Origin of the sequence: Candidatus Amarolinea dominans (assembly GCF_016704685.1) — a bacterium.
Classification (GTDB): Bacteria; Chloroflexota; Anaerolineae; order SSC4; family Amarolineaceae; genus Amarolinea; species Amarolinea dominans.
The window spans coordinates 1-21,651 of sequence record NZ_JADIZS010000009.1 but is presented as its reverse complement, the minus strand read 5'-3'; the positions used below and the strand labels follow the sequence as shown (position 1 = coordinate 21,651).

Below are 21,651 nucleotides of genomic sequence, written 5' to 3'. Positions count from 1 at the left end.
TTCTCTCTCCCGCCCGCGACCTCCTTCAGCAGTCAGGAAAATGTCCCTGACCCCATCCGTTTCGATTGCTGCACGAAAGGAGTCCGTTGTCATGTTACGCCGCTCTTCTAGTTTCTCTCCCCTCTCTGCTCGACATTCTGCTCTCCCTACTGCTCTCGCGCCGCGCCTGTCGTCGTTGGTTCATCTGTTGGTGGTGTGCAGTCTGCTCTTTTCCACGGCGGCTGCTGCTACCCCCCCCCCCATAAATACCGCTACTAAATTCATGTCTCCTGATCCCAACTTCGATCTGATTGCCGCTCCTGAGGCGACGCCCGCGCCTGCGCTGGTGCAGTTGACGCTGGCCGCGGCGCCGGTGCAGGTCGAGCCGTCCGGCGTCGTGACCTACACCGTGGTCATCACCAACACCCTGGCCGACCGCGCCCTGAGCGGGCTGGTGGTGAGCGATACCCTGCCGCTGGAATTGGCCTATTGGCCGGCCGGGGAGGGGGATTTCAGCTACCTGGAGGCCGAGCGCCGGCTGGAATGGGCCATCGGTCAACTGGCCGCGGGCGCGACGCTGACCGGCACGTTCCAGGCGCAGGCGCTGGGCGCGGTCAGCGGGCAGGTCATCACCAACACCGCGGCCATCGTGAGCGAGGAGGTGGGCGCGGGGGTGGCGGCCAGCGCGGCGATCACGATCACCGCGGCGCCCTGCCTGGGCGAGGACTGTGCGCCGACGCCCACGGCCGAACCGCCGACCGCCACGCCGACGGCGACGGTCGAGTCGCCGCCCTGCCAGGATGAGGAGTGTACGCCGACGCCGACGGCCACGGCAACGCCGACGGCCACACCGTCGCTCTGCCAGGATGATGAGGGGTGTACGCCGACGCCGACGGCCACCTGGACGCCGGGGCCGGGGCTGGATGAGGTGTGGGCGATGCCTGACCAGGAGAGCCGGTTGCAGAGCCGCGATGGGCGGGTGGTGCTCACCATTCCGGCCGGAGCGGTCAGTACACCAACCATGCTGCGCTACACGCCGCACGAGAGCGATCCCGATCAGCCGGCGAACCTTGATTTCCTGTTCGAGCTGAGCGCCACGGAGATGTCGGGGCTGCCGGTGACGCAGTTTGCGGTGGGGTTGACGCTGCGCTATCGCGATCCGGCGGCCGGCGATGAGCAAACACCCTGGCCGCCCGGCGCTTCGCTGTTCTACCAGGATGCGGCCGATGGGCGCTGGGTGGTCTTGCCGACGAGCGTGGATCAGGAGCAGAGGGCGCTGACCACCACCCTGACCCATTTGACGCTGTTTGCGCAAGGCAACGCCATTGTGCCAGAGCCTGCGCCGGGGATCGAAGGGGTGCAGTCGCAGTTGTACAACGGGGCCTGGACCGTGAGCTACCCGATCGCAGCGCCGCCAGGGCCGGGCGGATTGGCGCCTGGGCTAAGCCTGGACTACAGCAGCCGCAGCCTGGCCGGCGACGGACATCATCAACTGGCCGGGTGGGGCTGGGACATCGGCGGATTGAGCTACATCTTGCGATAGACTCAGGGCACGGGCAAAGTACCACTGACCCTGAACGGCGTGACCCACGAATTGGAGAAACACGGCGAGATTTTCTACAGCGTGCAGGACCCCTTCCTGAAGATCCGCCGGCCCACCGCTTCCAACCCTGACTATCCATCGATGGAATATTTCGACCCCAGTACGCCGACGCCCTTCAGGACGATTGATTTGCCCCAAACGCCAGGGGAGTACAACCGGGACAACCTGGTGTGGGAGGTGACGACCGAGGGCGGCATCACCTATCACTTCGAGCCGGCGCTGTATGTGCGCGATTGCAGCAATGGAGACTGGACGCCTTCGGAACTGCGGGTGGTGCATCGCTTCACCAAGTGGGTGTTGACCGAGGTGCGCGACACCACGCCAACGACGCCTAATCGTCTGACGTTCAGCTATGACTACGAGGGTTCGTTGTTGGCGGTGAATGTGCCGGTAGACTGCTCGAACCACGACTACACGGCCGATGCGCGCATCCAGGTGCGTGCGGTGCGGGTGAAGGAGATCAGCTATGGGCCAAACGGCGCCTTCAAGCTGAAGCTATTCTATCAGAACCGGGAGGACCGGGCTCAGCACTTCGACGAGACCGGCTACCAGGTTTTCTGGACACGAAAGTACCTGCAGCGGGTGGAGGTGATGGCCAACAATACGCTGCTGCACAAGCTGGTGTTGGGCATGACGGCGTTCATCAACCCGGCGGCGCCGTCGCAGAGCCGGCTGTACTTGAGTACGATCACGCACTATGGGACCGGCAGCAATGCGCTGCCGCCAACCAGCTACACCTACGGGAGCGGCACGACGGATGGGCACATGGTGACGGTGAACAACGGCTACCAGGGACGGGTGGAGGTTACCTACGGTGGTTCGAGCGGCGGAATGGTGGTGCAGCAGGAGCGGCGGCGTGGGGGCGGGAGCGATCCGGACATCGTGACGAGCTACTGGTACACGACGACCTGGGACAACGAGGCGGGGGGCTTTGCCGAAGCGGAAATGACGCTGGTAGGGAGCGGCGCCTTGATTGGGAGCGGCCAGCCAGACACGCGCATACGACAGTGGTTCCACACCACGACCAATCAGCACCGCTGGAAAGGCAAGCTGTCCAAGACAGAGACGCGTGCGGGTTTGGGCGTCACCAACAACTTGCTGGCGCGTTCGCTGCAGACCTGGAACGAGACCAGCGTGGGGACGCCGGGCGGGATGCACTTCGTCTATCTGCAAGACAAGACCGAATACGTAGGGGACCCCAACGGCACGGACCCGCCGCTGCGTTACACCAAAAGCGTCAACACCTACGATGCGGCGTATGGCAATCTGCTGTTGACCCGGCTATACAGCGAGGCCGCGCCAACGATACCATACCGAACGATCAAGCGGGTCTATTCCCCACGCAATGACGGCACGACCTACATCGTCAATCGGGTGGCGGAGGAGAAGCTGTTCGCGGGGAGCGAAAGCGGGACATGCCAGGGGCAGACGCGCACCATCTACGACAACTACAGCGGCTATGCGGCGTACAACCAGGCGCCGACGGCCGGGCAGTTGAAGGAGGTGTGGCAGGCGGGGCAGGGCGGCACGGGGTGTGACGCGAACTGGATGCGGTCGACGGCTTACGGCTATGACCAATGGGGCAACCGTTGGAGCGAGACGGCGGCCAATGGCAGCGTGGTCACGACGGCCTTCGACAGCACGTTTCATGCCTATGCGATGAGCGTAACGGTGCAGCCGGCCAGTCAGTTGGGCGGCGCGACGCTGACGACGACTTACACGCGCTACGGCATGAATGCGACAGCGGGGGGCAGCGGGTTGGTGGGACAAATACAGAGCGAGACCGACGCCAACGAGGCGGTCACGCTCTATACGTACGATACGTTTGGCCGGCTGACGGAGGTGCGTAAGCCGGGGGCGGGGTTCAGCAACCCGGCGACGGAGAAGATTGTCTACACGACGGACCAGGGGTTGTATGTGCAGCGGCATTTGCTGCGCGATGATGGGAATGGCGACGCCAGCGCGAGTGCGACCTACCTGGAGGAGCGCACGTTCTACGATGGGTTGGGGCGCGTGCGGCAGGTGCAGAAGGAGTACAGCAGCAGCCAGTGGAGCCTGGCGAGCCAGCGTTACGATGGGCTGGGCAGCCTGGCTGCGGCCTCGGCGCCGTACACGGGGACGGTGAGCGGGGTGACGTACCAGGCGGTGAACTGGAGTGGGCTGGCCGCGACGCAGTCAACGTCCGATCGGTTGGGGCGGGTGACGCAGGTGACGCAGGCGGACGGCAGCACCGTGCGCACCTACTACCAGAATCGGCAGACGGCGATGCTGGACGAACTGAACCACCAGACGATCTCGGAGAGCGATGCCTTTGGGCGGTTGGCGAGTGTCAAGCAGTATGATCTGACGCTGGCGCCGGGGGCTGCGCCGAACTGGGGAGCGACGGTCTACGGGCAGGCCAGCTACAGCTACGATGTGGCCGACCGGCTGAAGCAGATGACGGGGCCGGACGGGGCGGTGACGACGATCGGGTACGACCTGGCCGGCCGCAAGACCAGCATGAGCGATCCGGACATGGGTGCGTGGAGTTACACCTACGATACGGCGGGCAATCTGCAGACGCAGACCGATGCGCGGGGTTGCGTCATCACCTTCAGCTACGATGGCCTCAACCGGGTGAAGGGCAAGACCTACAGCGGGTCGAGTGGATGCAGTGCGACGGCGGTGGGTTACACGTATGACAGCGGCACAACCGGCAAGGGGAGACGCACCGGGATGAGCGACAGCTCCGGCAGCGCAAAGTTGGACCTACGACGGCCGCGGACGGGTAACGCAGGAGAGCAAGGCCATCAACGGAACGGGCGGCGGAACCTTCGTGACGCAGTGGGGGATACGACTCGGCGGATCGGCCGCTGTGGATGAAATACCCCGGCGGCAGTGCGAGTCAGATTGGCGAGCAGGTACACTATGCGTACACGACGCAGGGGTTGCTGAACACAGTGCGCAGCAACGGCAGCACCTACTATGTCGGCAAGACGCAGTACAACGAGCGCGGGCAGGTGATGGAACGCTGGCTGGGCAGCACGACCGGGGTGGTGAAGCAGTTGTACGCCTACAGTGTGGCCGAGAACTTCCGCCTGGTGAGCCTGAAGGCAGGCACGAGTCCGAACTACGATAACCGGCAGAACATCAGCTACACGTACGATGATGCGGGCAACGTGCTGACGATTACGGATGCGGCGGCGTACGGCGGGAGCCAGGCGCTGCGCTTCACGTATGACAGACTGGATCGTCTGCAAACGGCATGCACGCTGAGCGGGGGGACCTGCGTTGCCAACAATGGAAACTACGGCGCTTACAGCCAGCGCAATTACGCCTACAGCAATGCGGGCAACATCACCAATTTCGAGAGCGCAGGCACGAACCTCTACTATCAGAATGGCGCACACAAGCATGCTGTGACCCATGTCGGGGGCACGACGGCAGGCTATCAGAAATACTGGTACGACCAGAATGGCAACGCCACCCGGCGCATCAGCGGCAGCCAGGACATCACGTTGACCTACGACGCGGAGAATCGGCTGACTGCGATGTCCGGGGGCGTGACCGCCAGCTATGTGTACGACGGCGACGGCAACCGGGTCAAGGAGACCATCAGCGGCGCGACCCGGGTCTTCGTAGGGAACACTTACGAAGTAGACAACGGGACGGTCAAGAAGTACTATTACGCTGGCGCCGCACGCGTGGCGGAGAACAGCGGCGGTGTACTCTACTATCTGCTGACGGATCATCTCGGCTCCACCGCGCTGACGCTGGACAGCGCGGGGAATCGGTTGAACACCAACACCGAGATTCGCTACTACCCCTACGGCGCGCCGCGTTACACGGCGGGCACGACGCCGACGACGTTCAACTTCACGGGGCAGCGGCGGGATAGTGGATCAGGGTTGCTGTTCTACCAGGCGCGATGGTATGACCCGGTCATCGGGCGATTTCTCGCCGCGGATGCCATCGTTCCCAATCCAGGAAATCCGCAAAGTCTGAACAGATACAGCTATGTCGGGAACCGACCTTTACGTTTTGTGGATCCGAGTGGATTTGACCCCATAGATGCTGCGTGGGAGCAAGCCTTCTACGCCGCGCATGGTCGTGCGCCAACTGACCAAGATCGCCGAGATCGGTTCTTTTCGATCTTGTTTGCCGGCAGTGGGGCTAACGGTTCGTGGACAGATGAGGATTGGACAAGGTATCACGCCAATAGGGAAGGACTCTGGGAAGGTAGCACATCATGGCAAGGCGCCCCGGCTGCAGGATTGGATCGTTTTGTTACTCATCTTCAACAACTGGCCTCGTATTATGCACCCGGCGAGGAAGGATTATACGCCCAAGCCATTGGTTTTATTTGGGGAGGTGTACCGCTTGGCCATGCCATCCCTGCAGCCTGGCAGATGGCAACCAACCCTGGCGCTGCATGGGCCCAATATGAACCTCTCTTCGAAGGCACAGCCAACTGGAGAGCATCATTGGTTGATGACCCCAATCCAAGCCATCATTACGCAGGACTTTTTTACCTGGGGTATTTCTTTGGGCCGGCTGCTGGTTACGCCAGCAATTGGCTTCGAGATGGCCCTCTCAGCGGGTTGAGTAATCCCGATCTGAACTTGGGGTATGTGGCGGTAAGCCACGGGTCCATGTTGTATGATGGAATCATCAGCATGGCAGAGGTTGGCTTGGCCGTGACTTATGCTGTGGATGCGCGATCCGGGCTTTGGGCGAGCAACTCGCCTGGTCATCGTGTGCCATGGTACTACTTTCAGCCGTGGGCGAGGTAGCGCCATGCTGAATACCATATTGACCATAACGATGTGTTTATTTATGTTGACGCTGAACGGATGCGCCTTGATATCGCCTCAACCGACCCCTCCCCGAGAAACACCAACAACACCACACGAACTACAAGTACTGCCCAGAAAAGCGCATATTGGAAGTGCCAATGATCCCAAACTTGGCTCATGCAAACTTGATGTCAACGTATGGGAGCTGCCTGGTATTACTCCGCCGGACAAAAACAGTGTGTACATGGGTGACAGAGGGAAGCTCTTGGGCGTTCTTGCGTGCCATGAAGAGGTCGCCATTATGAGGCTTGCCTGGTCAAATACCGATCAAGAATTCTGGGCCTTTGTCAAATCCTCAGGTTCTCTTGAAGGGTGGATTCCTCTGAATCTGCTCGATTTGACACCGTAGTGGAATACCAGGCCGGTGGATCCCAAGCGGAAAACAGGGATGCGATGGCTGGCACCGATCAGGTGGGCAGCGGCACGGCCACGTGTCCGACGCCGGCCTGGAATGCGAATGCGAACGGCGTGACGACCTATGCTTACGACATCGCCGACCGGCTGCTGCAGATGACCGGGCCGGATGGGGCGGTGACGACGATCACGTACGACCTGCTGGGGCGCAAGACGAGTATGAACGACCCGGACATGGGTGCGTGGAGTTACACGTACGACACGGCCGGGAACCTGGTGGCGCAGACCGATGCGCGGAATGTCACGATAGGGTTTGGCTATGACGGACTGAACCGGCTGACGCAGAAATGGCAGAGCGGCAGCAGCAGCGGGATGGTGTTGGCCGATTACAGCTATGATGCGTTCGATGGGGCCACGCAGTTCGGCAAGGGGCGGCGCACCGGGATGAGGGCATATGTGGGCGGCGATGTCAGCAACAGCGAGTTGGACATACGACAAGCGCGGCCGGGTGACGGCGGAAACGCACACGATTGATGGGGAGGCGTACACCCTCGGTTACACCTATGATTCGGCGGACCGGGTGCGGAGACTGATTTACCCCACCCAGAGTGCGGAGACGGTCAACCTGGCGTACACGACGCAGGGGCTGCCGGCTCGGATGTACAGCAGTGTGGATTATGTGCGCAGCGGGAATGCGGTGTATGATGAGGCCGGGAGGCTGACGCAGTTGAAGCTGGGCAAGCAGAGCAACAACAACAATCCGGTGGTGCAGATTGGCATCACCTACCATCCCTGGACAGCGAGCGGCGGACTGGGGCGCCTGCAGAAGGTGAAGGCAGGAACAACGGCGGATGCCAGCAGTTTGCAGGACTTGACGTATGGCTACGATACGGCCGGCAATGTGCGCTGGATTGTGGATGCGCGCAACAGCGGTCAGCGGCAGTGCTTCAGCTACGACGGGTTGGATCGGTTGTTGCGCGGCTTCACGGGTGATGCGATTTGCGCGGGCTACGACGATGGGACCGGGAGCTGGGTGTACGATGAGAGCTACAGCTACAACAACGCGGGGAACCTGATCAGCAAGACGGGGCAGGGGACGTACAGCTACGGAGTGGCGCAGGCGGGCAGTTGCCCGGAAGGTGCGTTGGTGAAGAAGCATGCGGTGGTAAGCACAAGCAACGGCAGCAGTTACTGTTACGATCAGAACGGCAACATGCGGAGGCGCACGATCGGGGGGAACACCTACACCCTGACGTATGATGACGAGAATCGCCTGGTCAGCATCAGTGGGGCGGCGACGGCAAGCTACACCTATGACGCCGATGGCGCCCGCATCAAGAGCGTGATGAACGGGGAGACGGTCACCACGATCGGCAATCTGTACGAGAAGAAGGTGGCTGGCGGCGCGACGACGCACACGAAATACTACTATTTCAACGGTCAGCGCGTGGCGGTGCGCGTGGCGGGGGTGTTGTACTGGCTGTTGCGCGATCACCTGGGCAGCACGACGGTGACGGCCAATGGCGTCAGCGGTGAGCGCACGGGCGAGCTGTGGTACAAGCCGTGGGGTGAGAGTCGAGGGACGCCCGTCGGCGCGACGCCGACGAAGCGCCGCTTCACCGGGCAGGTGCTGGACGAGGTGGCGGGCGGGTTGTATTTCTACAATGCGAGATACTACGACCCGACGCTGGCGCGGTTTACCCAGGGGGATACGATCGTGCCGGGGGCAGGGAATCCGCAAAATCTCAACAGATACTCTTATGTCGGAAATAATCCTCTCCGGTACACAGATCCAGCAGGATTGTGCGCGGCAGCGCCATGGGGCGCCGGTGTGGGTGATCGCGCACAGAACATGAACTATCAACCCAGTTGCTGGGGTGTCTACTACAACCTGTTGGACCAGGGCATTCCTGGGCTGGACTGGCAATGGGATTATGCGGCGGGCCAGAGCGTGAGCGAGTTTGCCGCAGCGAATTTCGCCGCCGGTGCAGGAGCTATTCTCGGTCTGGCTGGTGGGTTGTCCTACGCAGGTCAAGATATCACTGGCTACTTGCTTCTCATGGTTGGGGGCAATGTCGCCCTTATCAATGGATCGCCCACCTATTACATGTATGTCAACGAGACAGCGGCATACGATGCTGAAACTAACTTCCTTGCCTTCAGTCCCTTTGCCGGTCACTGCATCGGCACATGCCCACTAATGACAAACTGGCTACGAGAACGACACAGACCGGCGGGGATGGGGGGCCGAAAAGAAAAGCTGGTGCCCTTTACAGTGGCATCGGACCTGGCGGTAGCGTCATTCACGTGGGGTGCTCATGACTATATCAACGAGACCTCTTACGTCTACAGCGGGGCTGCATATCTTGATGTCTTGTGGGATATCTCGGGTCTCGCTGCGTTCGGACATAGCGGTGGAACGTTCAAGTGGGCAACGGCCGGCCTGGTGGACTATGCCAAGCTAGCTCGGTCAGGAATCGGTTCCGCGAGATCAATCGGCGGCATTGCGGCTTCACTCGCTGTCGAACCTGTCAAGATTTCTGATTTGGCCGGCAAGTTGCGAGGGCTACCCAGCCATTAACGACTTCGTTCAGTAACATGCTGACGAAAGGAGATGCGCAGATGTCTCGACTCAGCCGTTGGTTGGTTGGCGTGGTTGTTGTCTTGATCGTAGTGGTGGGGGGCATCGTCGTTGATATCGTTACCACGCGACACGTGTTGCCGCGGGGACTGATTCAACCCACACCCTATGCCATTGCCCGCACCTTCGTTGACGCGACCACATCAGGGGATGTCGAACTTGCCAAGAGTCTGACTGATGGGGCGCCCGCATGTATAGCCAATATGGTACGCACCTTCGAATGGTATTCGCCGAAGTACCTGAACGTCCCTGTGGATGAGCTGATTGTGTCGTACTACTATTGGTATAACGACGATCCCGCTGGTGAAACCATTGGCTTTACCTTTTCAGATCGTGACAACTGGCCGGCGACGGCAGGCGTTGTGACATTGCGCGCACGATATACGATGTTTGGTAAGCGTTATACCTGTGGTGCTCTATTTAGCGATTGAGGAAGGCAACGAACGATAGGATCCAAATTGCAGGACTTGACGTATGGCTACGATACGGCCGGCAATGTGCGCTGGATCGTGGATGCGCGCAACAGCGGTCAGCGGCAGTGCTTCAGCTACGACGGGTTGGATCGGCTGTTGAGCGGGTTTACGACCGCGGCCGGCGACAACTGCACGGGCTACACGTCGGTTGGCAACGGGCCGTACAACGAAACCTACAGTTACACTCCGAATGGCAACCTGATCAGCAAGACGGGACTGGGGACGTACGGCTACGGGGTGGCGCAGGCGAGCACCTGTCCGGAAGGGGCGTTGGTGAAGAAGCATGCGGTGGTGAGCACGAGCAACGGCAGCAGTTACTGTTACGATCAGAACGGCAACATGCGGCGGCGCACGATCGGGGGGAACACCTACACCCTGACGTATGATGACGAGAATCGCCTGGTCAGCATCAGCGGGGCAGCAACGGCGAGCTTCGTGTATGACGCGGATGGGAACCGGGTCAAGAGCGTGATGAACGGGGAGACGGTCACCACGATCGGCAACCTGTACGAGAAGAAGGTGGTTGGCGGCGCGACGACGCACACGAAATACTACTATTTCAACGGTCAGCGCGTGGCCGTGCGTGTGGCTGGGGTGTTGTACTGGCTGTTGCGCGATCACCTGGGCAGCACGACGGTGACGGCCAATGGCGCCAGCGGTGCGCGCGAGGCGGAGTTGTGGTACAAGCCGTGGGGGGAGAATCGCGGGACGCCCTATCAGACGACGCCGACGAAACGCCGCTTCACCGGGCAGGTGCTGGACGAGGTGGCGGGCGGGTTGTATTTCTATAACGCCAGATACTACGACCCGACGCTGGCGCGGTTCATCAGCGCGGATACGCTGATCCCCAATGCAGGAAATCCGCAGAATCTGAATCGTTACAGCTACGTCGGGAACCGACCCACCGTCTTCGTTGATCCCTCAGGCTATGCGGCCTGCGCGGCCGGTGACGTAACCTGCTGGCAAGAAGAATGGCGTTGGAAAGACCGCTGGTACAAGGCGCACGGCCACACCGGCGGAAATTGGTTCGGCATTGCAGGCGATCCTGAATTCGAGGATGAGCAAATCCTGCGCGAGACCGTGGGCGAAGCCGGCATCACGATTCTGGGCGCCTGGGATTTTGCCACTCAACTCATCCCCATGGCCACCGGCATTGTGCGCTTCGGCAACAAGCTCAGCGGAGGATTGGCCCAACTGCAGAGGCTGCTCGGCGGCGGCGCCAGGATCAAACCAGGATCGTGTTCCGGGCACCCCTGTGCCTTGCCGCCAGGTACCGACACCGTGAACATACCCAATACCGTACATGATGCCACCTGGCTCATGCACACCGTCGTGCATGAATTGGCGCATGTCATTGACTGGCATAGCCATGTTCAGACGGGAACCGGACCTTATGGAAACTCCATGTATGGGCGTTTTTCAGATGTCTGGAATGAGAAACCCCTGACGAATTATGCTGCGCAGTCCCATTTCTATCCGGCAAGGTGGGATGTGTGGGCTGAGGCGGTCACAGTGTGGGTGTTCGGGAATAGCTACAAGTCATCTGAAAGGCCTCTCAACGTGGATGTGAATGCTCAAATGACACGGATCGGCGAGTTACTCAACGGATGGAGATGAGCATGCGCAGGTATCCTCTTTTGCTTGTCTCGGTTATGACGTTGGGTGTGATGTTGGCTGCTTGTCGCCCTGTATCTACGTCCAGGAGCCAAACGTGCGATGCGCTGTTAGCCACTCCCTTACAGGCTTATGTTGGCCAAACAACGACTCTCGAAGAATTCGCCGACGCCGTGGAAAAGGCCTATGGCATTCCACATGCGATGATCAGCACCAACCCTCGGGACAGCGGTGGTTGGTTCGCTAATTGGGATCACGATGGGCTGAAATACGGCGTGCTTTCCAGAGATGGTAAAACCGTAGATCAGATCGGAATTGAGTATGAACCAAACGGTGTTAATGTAGGGCAGTTTCTGAATTGCACCCACTCTCCGCCCGAATGGTATTGGGCGGCTTATGGATCGAATCCGCCCACCAGCGGCATACGATACGCGTTCGACTTGTATTTCCCAGCAGAAGGCATTGTTGCTACCGGAACGGGATCCGATCGCCGTCAACAGACACCTCCACTCCTGACCAACAAGTCGGCTATTTCACGCGTGTTTATTGGTGTACGGGACTCGCTTCCCGCTTTATACCAACAGCGATGGGGTAATCCGCTGGAAGATGTGAGAACGAATCTTCGCCCGGTGCCGTGGCTGGGTTTGGAAGCGGTTCGTTTTGTAGAGGATCGTGAGACGGGTTGGTAAGAGAATGGAAGGCCGACGGAATGTGCTAATGATTTTGAGACAGGTCGGGGGCGGAAATGAGTGTACGGGTTTGCAGCGTCACCGCTGGCGGAGAACAGTCGGCAACACTTTGGACAGCACCTATCCCCTGAGCAAAGTTTACCCTGAGCGCAGTCGAAGGGACGCCGGGAACCGCTCGCAGCAGGTGAAGCAGGGAAGCACGCTGCTGGCCAGTTACACCTATGACGCGGACGGCAACCGGGTCAAGACGGTGCTGGGAGCAGCACGACGGGAACCGGGTGAAGAGCGTGCTGAACGGGGAGACGGTCACCACGATTGGCAACCTGTACGAGAAGAAGGTGGTTGGCAGTGCGACGACGCACACGAAATACTACTATTTCAACGGTCAGCGGGTGGCGGTGCGCGTGGCGGGGGTGTTGTACTGGCTGTTGCGCGATCACCTGGGCAGCACGACGGTGACGGCCAATGGCGCCAGCGGTGTGCGCGAGGCGGAGTTGTGGTACAAGCCGTGGGGTGAGAATCGCGGGGCGACCGATGAAGCGACGCCGACGAAGCGCCGCTTCACCGGGCAGGTGCTGGACAACGTGGCGGGCGGGTTGTATTTTTACAACGCGAGATACTACGACCCGACGCTGGCGCGGTTCATCAGCGCGGATACGCTGATCCCCCAGCCTCAAAATCCGCAAAATCTGAATCGTTACAGCTACGTCGGGAACCGACCTCTCAGGTTCACAGATCCGACAGGACATTGCATTGATGGCATCTCGACGATAGCATGCGTAGCAGTGGCGGGTTTCATCGCCGGTGGCGTTGTCGACTTGGGCAAACAATTGATCGTGGATCGAAAGGACATTCGGGATGTCAACTGGGCTGAAGTAGGGGGAGCGGCTGTTGGGGGTCTTGTGGCGGGCGCAACATTGGGCTTGGCTCCAGCAGGTGCTTCTCTGCTTGGAGTTGCGGCATTCGGTGGCGTTGGCAGCGCTGCCGGAGGTCAAGTTCAAGCACTCACTCAAGCTGGCATTGAGCAGCTTATGGGCAAGAATCCACAAAAATCGGTCATGGAGCAAGCACGGCAGCTTGGACTATTTGATACTGGGGCCATAGCAGCAGATATGACTGCAGGTGTGGTTATGGGCGGCTTAGGTGGCAAGTTCGCAGGATGGCTACGTGCCAAGCTCCCTTTGCCAGGGTCAGCAAGTGCGATAACGCTCCGAAGCGACATGCCTATGGCTCGTTGGCAGTTGCGCCTTGATCAACCCGGTATATGGACCGTCAAGATGGAAGGGCGAGTTCTCAATATAGACGCGGATGTCTTTGAGAAAATCGTACGCAGTATTGCAATAGGCGGCTATGATGCCGCAGAACAGATCTTGCAGGAGGCGATACAGCAAGGCTTGGTGGATGTGGTTGAGGAGACTGCCCAACCATGAGGGATCATATCTGGCGGTCTATGATGGTCATTTGTCTAGTACAAGGATTCGCGACTGCTTTGAGTCCTTATGCAGGTATGGTGGCGGGATTGTTCGTAGCGATTTACTTGGCGAGTCGCTTTTGGTTTATTGATCATCCCGTGATCTTGATGTACGATTTAGTGTTCTATGTCGTATTATTGGTGGTAGCTTTCCTGGGAGCGGTAGTATATACTGGAATTTGCTATGCCTTGCCATTCACTGGTGTTACCACACGGACTTGTCAGTCCCTAGATTTCACGCATGCACTATGCTTGCATGCCTGGATACTAGGTCTCATCGGAGGGCTCCTATGGCTCTCGCTTCGCACCTGGGTCTGGTGGAAACTCAGACATCGCTAAATAATTGCACCCCCACTGTGCCGATGAAGCCTGAGATACTTCCGTGGCCGAATCTAATGTGCAGTCCAGGCAGGGTGAATGCCACGGCGAGTAAGTCCAGTGTGGGGAGTTATGTGTACGGTGCGTCGTCGCCGGGGAATTGCCAGGCGGGGACACAGACGACGAAGCCACATGCGGTGCAGCAGGCTGGGAGCAACGTCTACAGCTATGACTGCAACGGCAACATGACCGGGCGCACGGTGGGCGGCGTGGCCTACACGCTGGTCTACGATGCGGAGAACCGCGTGCAGCAGGTGAAGCAGGGGAGCACGGTGCTGGCCAGCTACACCTACGACGCGGACGGCAATCGGGTGAAGGCGGTGATTGGCAGCGACACGACGGGCGGATTCTTGCCACGAATGCCACGAATTGACACGAAGGCAGAAGCTCGATTCGTGCAAATTAGTGAAATTCGTGGCAGAGAAAGCGGGGCGGATTTTCGGCCACGAATTGCACGAATTGACACGAAGGCAGAAGCTCGATTCGTGCAAATTGGTGAAATTCGTGGCAGAGAAAGCTGGGCGAATTCTTGCCACGAATTGCACGAATTGACACGAAAAGGCCCTGGAATTCGTGAAGATTAGTGAAATTCGTGGCAGAGAAAACTGAGCGGATTCTTGCCACGAAAAGCCCGTTCATGCCGTGGCAGGCTCATCTTCTTCCTCGCCGCCAAAGGCCAGATCGAGGGCTTGGCTGGTGACGATGGCGTAGGTGCGCGTGAGCGTGGCGCTCACCTCGGTGGCGTCCTGGCCCAACGGTGGCGCGCCCAGGCGTTTGAGCAGCACAGCGCCGACTTCAGGCGCAGCAATACTCACGGTGAAATGCTCCAACGGCGCACCCTCTTGCCAAAACGTTGGAATGAGTTCCTCCAGTGGGCGCCCGTCGGTCAGTTTTTCGGCCGCGGCGCCAATCGCGGCCGCAGCGCCATGTCCTTGTCGCTCGGCGCCATATCCTTGTCTCCCGGCGCGCAGCGCACCCAGGATCTCTTCGCGCGTGCGTCCGCGCAGGCGAAAGATGAGGAAGGGGTCCTGGTCGAAACGCTCACCGAGCAGATAGAAGACCGCAGCCAGATGTTTGCACGGGTTGGCCGCATCAGGGCAGGAGCACTTGGTGGTCAGGTCCTGCTGGGTTTGGGGAAAGAGGGAGACCCTTGGCCGCGTCGAAGGCGGTCTCGACATCGGGCGGCATCTCGCCGTTGAGCAGGCTGGCCGTAAAGATGGCCTGTGCGGCCAGCGCCGTCAGCACGCGCTCCCACTCCTGGTTTGTCAACTGCCCAATGTTGATGGTGATCTTATACGGAGTTGGTCTGGAGCCTTGCACACGGGCGCTCACCTTGCCCGGCTCGATATTGATCTCCAGAACTTGCCCCTTGCGCGCATAGGCGCGGCCGCGCGCCAGGCGGCCGCTGTCCACCAGGCGCTCCAGGGCAGCAATCCAGCGATCGGCCCACCAACTCTTGGCAAACGCGCCCGTTTGATGCTCAGCGCGGATGCCGTCAGCCCGTAATGGCCGCGACGGCGCAAAGTAGTGATCGTTGTCCTCGCGGTAGGACGCGCGGCGTGGACTCATACCCCCTCCTCGGTCGCCACGGCATCCTGCCGCAGCACGAGCAGATCGCGCAACTGCGCCGTGGAAAGCTCTGTCAACCACGATTCGCCCGCCCACGATGCTGTTGGCCAGCTCTTTCTTGCTCTCGATCAGCTGGTCAATTTTCTCTTCCAGGGTGCCCGCGCAGATGAATTTGTGTACCTGCACGTTGCGCTGTTGCCCGATGCGGAACGCGCGATCGGTGGCCTGATTCTCCACGGCCGGATTCCACCAACGGTCGAAGTGAAAGACATGGTTGGCCTGCGTCAGGTTCAAACCCACACCGCCGGCCTTGAGCGAAAGCATGAACAGGCGCGGGCCGTTGCCGCTTTGAAACAGCTTCACCATCTCATCGCGCTGGCGCTGGCACGCCGCCGTGCAAAAACAACGGCTCTTCGCCAAAGGATGCGGTCAGGTGCTGCACCAGCATCTCGCCCCATCTCGAAGAATTGGCTGAAGATCAGCGCGCTGTCATTGACCGACAGCACCTCTTCCAACATCTCAGACAGACGGTTGAGCTTGCCGGAACGGCCGGCCAAATCGCTGGTCGTGCGGTTGCCCAGGAAGTGCGCGGGATGGTTGCAGACCTGCTTCAGCTTCATGAGCGTAGACAAAACCAGGCCGCGACGCTGCATCCTCCGACTCCTCAATCTGCCGCAGCGAATCTTGCACCACCGCTTCGTACAAGGTCGCCTGCTCCGCGGTCAGGTTGCAGAAGACCTTCATCTCGTTCTTCTCAGGCAAGTCCTGAATGATAGTTGGGTCGGATTTCAGCCGGCGCAGCAGCAGCGGCTGCACCAGGGTCTTGAGTTGCGCGGCCGGTTCGGGCTGGTGATAGCGTTCGATAGGCAACGTAAACTTACTGCGGAAGGATTGCTGCGACCCCAGGTAGCCCGGGTTGAGGAATTCCATGATGGACCACAGATCGGTCAGGCGGTTTTCGACCGGTGTGCCGGTCAGCGCCAGGCGATGACGCGCGGCCAGGCCACGCGCGGCCTGCGCCTGTTTGGTCGTAGGATTCTTGATATTCTGCGCCTCGTCCAGGATGACATCGCCCCAGGCCACCTGCCCCAACAGCTCGCGATCGCGCGCGAGCAGGCTGTAGCTGCTGACGACCACGTCGGTCTGCTGGCTGGCCGTCACGAACTCCTCGCCGCCCAAGCGGTTGGCGCCCTGGTGTACCAGCACGCGCAGCGAGGGCGCAAAGCGCTGAATCTCGCGCTCCCAGTTGCCAAGCACCGACGTGGGGCAGATCAACAGCACCGGGTCAGGCTGCGGGTTCTGTTCACGCCCGTGCAAGACCATGCCGATGGTCTGGATGGTGTTATGGCACACGATGCCGTTGGCGACGAAGTTGTGGCGCCCGGCGATCTCCAGGTCATAGACCCAACCGGTGTACGGCACGGGTTCGATGGCCGTGATGGCGCTGAAGACGGTGACTTGCCCAGGCTCGCCCCCGGCCGGCGGCGTGACACACACGGCATCACCGATTTGCAGATCGTTGGTCCAGCCGGCCGGCGTGAGTAGGCAATGGCGGCGGGTGATGGTTACGCGGCAACCGTTGGCCAGGGTAATGGTGCGCAGGACTCTTGCACCTGCTGCCGATAGAGGCGCTGCACCGGCGGCCACCAGGCGTCCATCGGCCTCTTGCCGGGCCTGGGCGTGCAGCGACGCCTTGGCTGCGCCCAGAAGCCTTCCCCATCGAAATACGCCTCCCCGGCGTAGGTGTCCCAAAGAGTCTCGGCCGCCAGCGGCGCACCGTTGACCGTGACGAGCGTCTCTGCGCTCAGGCATTTACCCAGACCCATGTCATCGGCCAGGCAGCCGCCGAGACCCACGCGACGCAAGAAAACCAACCAGGCCAGCCCGCGCTCCTGATACGGACGCAAGGCGCCAACGAAGCCGGACGGCGCCGGCAGTGGCTGCAGTTGATCGTGGTGGCTGAGGTTCTGAAAGAGGTCCTGCAGCCAGGCGTCGAGGGCGACATGGGTGACGGGTAGGCCGTCCACCGCGCCCTGCTCGCCATCGCCCAGTGCAAGGTGCATGGCATCCAGGAGGCCCAGCTCGCCCTGGGCGCGACGCTTTTCCCAGAAGCGGATGGCGGCCTCCACCTGTTCGGGCCGAAATTCAACCCATTGCCCGCGAATGTTGACCAGCGGGCTTTTCAATGCAGCCAGGCGCTCGAACTCCTCTTGCGTCAGCGGGTCTTCGCCCAGGGCCAGTTGCCAGTCATACTCCACCACTTTGGCAAACGACAACAGCCCGCTGGCCTCGCTGGCCGTCTGTTTCTGCTTGAGCTTCAGGCGCACGCCCAACGCGGCCGCGCTTTTTGCCACCAGGGCGGGGTCAGGATACCAAAGCCGCTCTGTTCGAGCAGCGGGGCCGCCTCACGCAGAAAGGTGTAGGCTTCGGGCGTGGTCAGGGCGACGCTACTCGGACACGCCGCGCGCAGGGTCTGTTCGAGCGGGGCAAACAAGCGCGCAGCCTTAGCCAGACCGCTGAGCAAACGCTCTTGCGGCTGCAGCAGGCGGCGATTGAGCAAGGTCAACGTGCTGCTGGCCTCTTGCCACACCTGTTCGGCCGGCACCAACAGGCTTGGATCATCGGTGGCCTGCAGCAGGTAATGCACGACCCAACTACGTTCGCCAGGGGAAGCCGCGGCCGGCGGGGTGGCGAGTTGGAAAGAGACGCGAAAGCCGGCCGTGGTGGCCTGCTGCAAATCCTCCAGCCAGCGATTGATCTGCCCAACCAGGCCGCTGAGTTGAAAGCTGGCGCCGCTCACCTGTGGCTGAGGGCTGAACAGGGCGTCAATCCACGACCGCACCGCGCCGGGCGCCAAGCGGCGGGGCAGCGCGCGTTGCACGGGGCCGGCCCAGGCGCGCACCTGTTGATCCACCCACGTCGTCAGCGCGGCGGTGAGCAGGGTCAGCGGGCCGATGGGGTGCCAGGCGGCGTTGGCCGGCCGCAGGCTGCGACAGGCCGGCGGCATCGCGTTCAGCAGCCATTGGAAACGCGCCTGCTCATCGGCATCCACCCAGGTCGGTTGCCAGCGCGCAACGACGGTTTTGCCCGCTTCCTCCAGGGTGGGGATATAGCGCTGGCGGGCCAGGAGTTCCAGGGCAAAGCGCGCCGCCGCAATCCAGAAGCGCAGGTCGGCGCCCAGGGTGACGCCGGGCGCGGCTGCAGTGGGCCAGGTGACCAGGGCACTCAAGGCGGCCGGCGCGGTGAGCGCCAAGCCATCAATCGCCCAATCGGCCAGGGTCGGTTGCGCGTCGCCCTGCGCGCTCAAGGGCCTGGCCGTCAGCGGCTGTCCATCGTCGGTGGGCAGGCGGGCCAGGGCGCTGCTTTTGGTCACACCGCTGCCCGTGCTGAGCCGCGCCGCGGTCAACAGGCTGGATGTGGGCGCCTGGGCCGGATGCCCGGCCGGCTTGCGTGGGGCCGCGCGGCGGCGCCCCTTACGCCCCTCAGCGTCGGCCGCAACCTCGCCCCAGATGAAAAATGTCTCGACCGTCTCGGCGGCCAACCAGGATGCATGTAAAATGAGCATTGATGTGACTCAATCCAAACTGAGTGGCTTACAGCAAGCGCGCCAGGGCCGCCTTGTCCACTTTGCCCGCAGCGGTCAGCGGCAGGCTGTCACTGATCCGAAACTCGGCCGGCGTCTTGTAGCGCGCCAGACCATGCCGGCAATGGGCGCGCAACTCTTGCACGGTCAACGGCATGTTGGGATGCGGCAACACAAAGGCCACGCCAACCTCACCCATGACCGGGTCCGGCTTGCCCAGGCACGCGCAGCAGGCGACCTTGGGATGCTCCGCCAGGTAGGCTTCGATCTCCGCCGGATAGACGTTGAAGCCGCCGGTGATGAACATCTCTTTGCTCCGCCCCACGACCGTCAGGTAGCCTTGCTCATCCAGGCGGCCGATGTCGCCCGTGTAGAGCCAGCCCTCGGCGTCGAGCGCGGTATCGTTGTCCAGCGGAGTTTGCACATAACCCTTCATCACGCAGGGTCCGCGTACGGCGATCTCGCCGATCTGGCCTGGCGGCAGCGTTTGGTGGGCGCTGTCCACGATGCGTACGTCGAACTCAGACGCAGCGCGGCCAGCCGTGCGCACCAGCGTATCGGCGTTGTCGGTGGGGCGGGTGTAAGTCACCATGCCGGCGGATTCGGTCAAGCCATAGCCATGCACGGCAAAAGGCGCCAGGGATGCAATGCGCCGCATGGCGGTCGGAGTGGTGGGCGCGCCCGCGACGATGGTCATGCGCAGGGAGGACAGGTCGAAATCGGCGAAATGGGGCAGCAGGAACTCCATGATCCACATCGTCGGCACCTGGCCCAGGATCGTGACCCGCTCCTGGGCCACCAGGGTGAGGGTGTCAACGGGGTGAAAGCGCTCCAGCATGATGAGGGCAGCGCCGCTGAACATGGCGCCCACGGTGATGAGCACCGCGCCGCTGACATGATTCATGGGCAGGTGCAGGATGATGCGGTCAGTGCTGCGGAAGCCGAGGTGACGGACCTGCGCGCTGATGTTGCTGATGATGTTGGCATGGCTGAGCCGCGCGCCTTTGGGTGCGCCGGTGGTGCCGCCGGTGAAAACGATCAAGGCATCATCGTCGGCTTGCAGCTGCGCCTGCCGCGCGGTCAGGGCGGCGCTCAACCCGGGTTGAGCCTGGGCGGTCATGAGATCGGTCAACAGATGGGCGCCATCGGTCATGCCATCCGCATGAGCCATGGCATCGCCGATGATGACCAGGTGACGCACGCTGGTCAGGGTGGACAGGAAGGGCTGCAAGCGGGCGGCCGCATCGGCCTGCAGCACCAGGAGCACCGGTCGCGCCAGCGGGGCCAGGCGGCTGACCTCCAGGGGCGTGTACTGGCTGTTGAAGCCGGCCAGGACCGCGCCGCAGCGCATGGCCGCCAGGTAGGTAATGATGTATTCGGGCCGCGTGGTACACTGCAGGCCGATGCAATCGCCGTGTTCGATGCCCAGGGCCATGAACGCGGCGGCCAGCCGATCAACCTGCTGCGCCAGCATCCGCCAGGTAAGCCGCATGTCCTGAAAAACAATCGCTTCTCGGTCGGGCCACCGGTCGGCCGCGGCGTCGAGAAGGGCGCTCAGGTGGGTAGCTGCTGGATGCGTCATTCCTGCTCCAGTTTACCCGCAATTCTACCATGACGGAGCCGTTTTTGCTAATGCATGAATTCTTGGATCGTCACCATCCAAAGCGTTCTTCGCGCCAGGGGTCGCCTTCCATGTGATAGCCGTTCTGCTCCCAGAAGCCGGGGCGGTCGCCGGCCATGAACTCCAGGCCGCGCAGCCACTTGGCGCTCTTCCAAAAGTATTTGGTGGGCGCCAGCATGCGCAGCGGATAGCCATGCTCCGGCGTCAGCGGTTTGCCGTCATATTCGAAGGCCAGCATGGCGTCCGGGTCTGCCGCCAGGATTTCCAGGCTGATGTTGGTGGTGAAGCCATTCTCGCCGTGCTCCATCAGGTGGGTAGCTTCGGGCTTGACCTGCACCAGTTTCAGCACCTCACTCCAGGGCACGCCGGTCCAGGTCGTGTCCAGCTTGCTCCAGCGCGTCACGCAATGGATATCGGCCGTGATCGTCTTGCGCGGCAGCGCCATCAACTGATCCCACGTCAGGCGCAGCGGTTCCGCGACCAGGCCGAAGATGCGGAAGTCCCATTTGGACAAATCCCGGTAGGCCGGCACGCTGCCGTAGTGCAGCACCGGGAAGCGCTCGGACAACACCTGTCCCGGCGGTACGCGCTGGTTGGCCGATCGCGTCGGCACATTGGCTTTCTTCAGGCGCTCCACTTTCTTCGATGGATTATCGAACCACATAGACTGTCTCCCATCAGTAATCCAGGATGACCGGATTGCCCATCTTGCAGGCATCCATCGGCATAGTCCTGGTTGGCGCACGTTTATTACAGGCCAATACAGGCTATGACTGTGCCGAGGCGTACTCAGTCACTGTGTGGCTACTCAGCCTGCCAGGAATGCGGACAGGATTGTCAG

18 protein-coding genes are annotated in these 21,651 nt (G+C 61.3%); 11 read left to right on the top strand and 7 right to left on the bottom strand.

Translation table 11 applies throughout. The annotated features are described in order from the left end of the window. The first annotated feature begins 91 nt into the window (after positions 1 to 91). The 11 genes from IPF85_RS06705 to IPF85_RS06655 all read left to right on the top strand — a co-directional run bounded on the left by IPF85_RS06705 (position 92) and on the right by IPF85_RS06655 (position 14,621). Positions 92 to 1,522 carry a hypothetical protein gene (locus IPF85_RS06705; protein ID WP_343407302.1) on the top strand — a complete coding sequence of 477 codons (1,431 nt, stop codon included), beginning with the start codon at positions 92 to 94 and terminating at the stop codon, positions 1,520 to 1,522. Positions 1,523 to 1,561: 39 nt separating this feature from the next. After that, positions 1,562 to 4,444: a hypothetical protein gene (locus IPF85_RS06700; protein WP_343407301.1), complete on the top strand. Its 2,883-nt coding sequence runs from the start codon at positions 1,562 to 1,564 to the stop codon at positions 4,442 to 4,444. Continuing rightward, positions 4,441 to 6,354 carry an RHS repeat-associated core domain-containing protein gene (locus IPF85_RS06695; RefSeq protein WP_343407300.1) on the top strand — a complete coding sequence of 638 codons (1,914 nt, stop codon included), beginning with the start codon at positions 4,441 to 4,443 and terminating at the stop codon, positions 6,352 to 6,354. Before IPF85_RS06700 ends, IPF85_RS06695 begins: the two co-directional genes overlap by 4 nt. A 4-nt stretch (positions 6,355 to 6,358) precedes the next feature. Then, entirely contained in the window at positions 6,359 to 6,766 is a 408-nt protein-coding gene (locus tag IPF85_RS06690) for a hypothetical protein (protein WP_343407299.1), read from the top strand. A gap of 44 nt (positions 6,767 to 6,810) precedes the next feature. After that, on the top strand, positions 6,811 to 7,305 hold the full coding sequence (locus tag IPF85_RS06685; RefSeq protein WP_343407298.1) for an RHS repeat domain-containing protein: 495 nt from the start codon (positions 6,811 to 6,813) through the stop codon (positions 7,303 to 7,305). Continuing rightward, positions 7,238 to 9,352, top strand: coding sequence for an RHS repeat-associated core domain-containing protein (locus tag IPF85_RS06680; protein WP_343407297.1), 2,115 nt, complete (start codon positions 7,238 to 7,240; stop codon positions 9,350 to 9,352). Before IPF85_RS06685 ends, IPF85_RS06680 begins: the two co-directional genes overlap by 68 nt. Positions 9,353 to 9,393: 41 nt before the next feature. Continuing rightward, positions 9,394 to 9,843: a hypothetical protein gene (locus tag IPF85_RS06675; RefSeq protein WP_343407296.1), complete on the top strand. Its 450-nt coding sequence runs from the start codon at positions 9,394 to 9,396 to the stop codon at positions 9,841 to 9,843. A 27-nt stretch (positions 9,844 to 9,870) separates the two neighbouring features. Further along, positions 9,871 to 11,502, top strand: a complete 1,632-nt coding sequence (locus IPF85_RS06670) for an RHS repeat-associated core domain-containing protein (protein ID WP_343407295.1) — start codon at positions 9,871 to 9,873, stop codon at positions 11,500 to 11,502. A gap of 2 nt (positions 11,503 to 11,504) precedes the next feature. Continuing rightward, positions 11,505 to 12,188, top strand: a complete 684-nt coding sequence (locus IPF85_RS06665; RefSeq protein ID WP_343407294.1) for a hypothetical protein — start codon at positions 11,505 to 11,507, stop codon at positions 12,186 to 12,188. Between the two features lie 278 nt (positions 12,189 to 12,466). Further along, positions 12,467 to 13,618: an RHS repeat-associated core domain-containing protein gene (locus IPF85_RS06660; RefSeq protein WP_343407293.1), complete on the top strand. Its 1,152-nt coding sequence runs from the start codon at positions 12,467 to 12,469 to the stop codon at positions 13,616 to 13,618. A 604-nt stretch (positions 13,619 to 14,222) separates the two neighbouring features. Then, complete coding sequence (locus tag IPF85_RS06655; protein ID WP_343407292.1) at positions 14,223 to 14,621, top strand: hypothetical protein; 399 nt, start codon at positions 14,223 to 14,225, stop codon at positions 14,619 to 14,621. A gap of 51 nt (positions 14,622 to 14,672) precedes the next feature. Here the strand turns inward: IPF85_RS06655 and IPF85_RS06650 are convergent, their stop codons facing one another. The 7 genes from IPF85_RS06650 to IPF85_RS06620 all read right to left on the bottom strand — a co-directional run bounded on the left by IPF85_RS06650 (position 14,673) and on the right by IPF85_RS06620 (position 21,474). Next, positions 14,673 to 15,215 (bottom strand): SWIM zinc finger family protein, encoded by a 543-nt coding sequence (locus IPF85_RS06650; RefSeq protein ID WP_343407291.1) that lies wholly within the window; start codon positions 15,213 to 15,215, stop codon positions 14,673 to 14,675. After that, positions 15,130 to 15,972: a helicase-related protein gene (locus IPF85_RS06645; RefSeq protein WP_343407290.1), complete on the bottom strand. Its 843-nt coding sequence runs from the start codon at positions 15,970 to 15,972 to the stop codon at positions 15,130 to 15,132. The genes IPF85_RS06650 and IPF85_RS06645 overlap by 86 nt, the downstream gene beginning before the upstream one ends. A 153-nt stretch (positions 15,973 to 16,125) precedes the next feature. Then, a complete protein-coding gene (locus IPF85_RS06640) occupies positions 16,126 to 17,253 on the bottom strand; it encodes an SNF2-related protein (protein ID WP_343407289.1) in 1,128 nt (375 codons plus the stop codon). Further along, positions 17,172 to 17,960 carry an SNF2 helicase-associated domain-containing protein gene (locus IPF85_RS06635; protein ID WP_343407288.1) on the bottom strand — a complete coding sequence of 263 codons (789 nt, stop codon included), beginning with the start codon at positions 17,958 to 17,960 and terminating at the stop codon, positions 17,172 to 17,174. Before IPF85_RS06635 ends, IPF85_RS06640 begins: the two co-directional genes overlap by 82 nt. Next, positions 17,924 to 19,171 (bottom strand): SNF2 helicase-associated domain-containing protein, encoded by a 1,248-nt coding sequence (locus tag IPF85_RS06630; protein WP_343407287.1) that lies wholly within the window; start codon positions 19,169 to 19,171, stop codon positions 17,924 to 17,926. Before IPF85_RS06630 ends, IPF85_RS06635 begins: the two co-directional genes overlap by 37 nt. Before the next feature lie 28 nt (positions 19,172 to 19,199). Further along, on the bottom strand, positions 19,200 to 20,771 hold the full coding sequence (locus tag IPF85_RS06625) for an AMP-binding protein (protein ID WP_343407286.1): 1,572 nt from the start codon (positions 20,769 to 20,771) through the stop codon (positions 19,200 to 19,202). Positions 20,772 to 20,841: 70 nt separating this feature from the next. Next, positions 20,842 to 21,474, bottom strand: a complete 633-nt coding sequence (locus tag IPF85_RS06620; protein WP_343407285.1) for a sulfite oxidase-like oxidoreductase — start codon at positions 21,472 to 21,474, stop codon at positions 20,842 to 20,844. Positions 21,475 to 21,651: the final 177 nt, after the last annotated feature.

Coding starts and splice junctions, on each gene's coding strand:
- IPF85_RS06685 (WP_343407298.1), top strand. CDS start 6,811: ATGGCTGGCACCGATCAGGTGGGCAGCGGCACGGCCACGTGTCCGACG.
- IPF85_RS06695 (WP_343407300.1), top strand. CDS start 4,441: ATGAAATACCCCGGCGGCAGTGCGAGTCAGATTGGCGAGCAGGTACAC.
- IPF85_RS06650 (WP_343407291.1), bottom strand. CDS start 15,215: ATGTCGAGACCGCCTTCGACGCGGCCAAGGGTCTCCCTCTTTCCCCAA.
- IPF85_RS06630 (WP_343407287.1), bottom strand. CDS start 19,171: ATGCTCATTTTACATGCATCCTGGTTGGCCGCCGAGACGGTCGAGACA.
- IPF85_RS06705 (WP_343407302.1), top strand. CDS start 92: ATGTTACGCCGCTCTTCTAGTTTCTCTCCCCTCTCTGCTCGACATTCT.
- IPF85_RS06620 (WP_343407285.1), bottom strand. CDS start 21,474: ATGTGGTTCGATAATCCATCGAAGAAAGTGGAGCGCCTGAAGAAAGCC.
- IPF85_RS06625 (WP_343407286.1), bottom strand. CDS start 20,771: ATGACGCATCCAGCAGCTACCCACCTGAGCGCCCTTCTCGACGCCGCG.
- IPF85_RS06675 (WP_343407296.1), top strand. CDS start 9,394: ATGTCTCGACTCAGCCGTTGGTTGGTTGGCGTGGTTGTTGTCTTGATC.
- IPF85_RS06645 (WP_343407290.1), bottom strand. CDS start 15,972: ATGGTGAAGCTGTTTCAAAGCGGCAACGGCCCGCGCCTGTTCATGCTT.
- IPF85_RS06655 (WP_343407292.1), top strand. CDS start 14,223: ATGACCGGGCGCACGGTGGGCGGCGTGGCCTACACGCTGGTCTACGAT.
- IPF85_RS06665 (WP_343407294.1), top strand. CDS start 11,505: ATGCGCAGGTATCCTCTTTTGCTTGTCTCGGTTATGACGTTGGGTGTG.
- IPF85_RS06690 (WP_343407299.1), top strand. CDS start 6,359: ATGCTGAATACCATATTGACCATAACGATGTGTTTATTTATGTTGACG.
- IPF85_RS06680 (WP_343407297.1), top strand. CDS start 7,238: ATGTCAGCAACAGCGAGTTGGACATACGACAAGCGCGGCCGGGTGACG.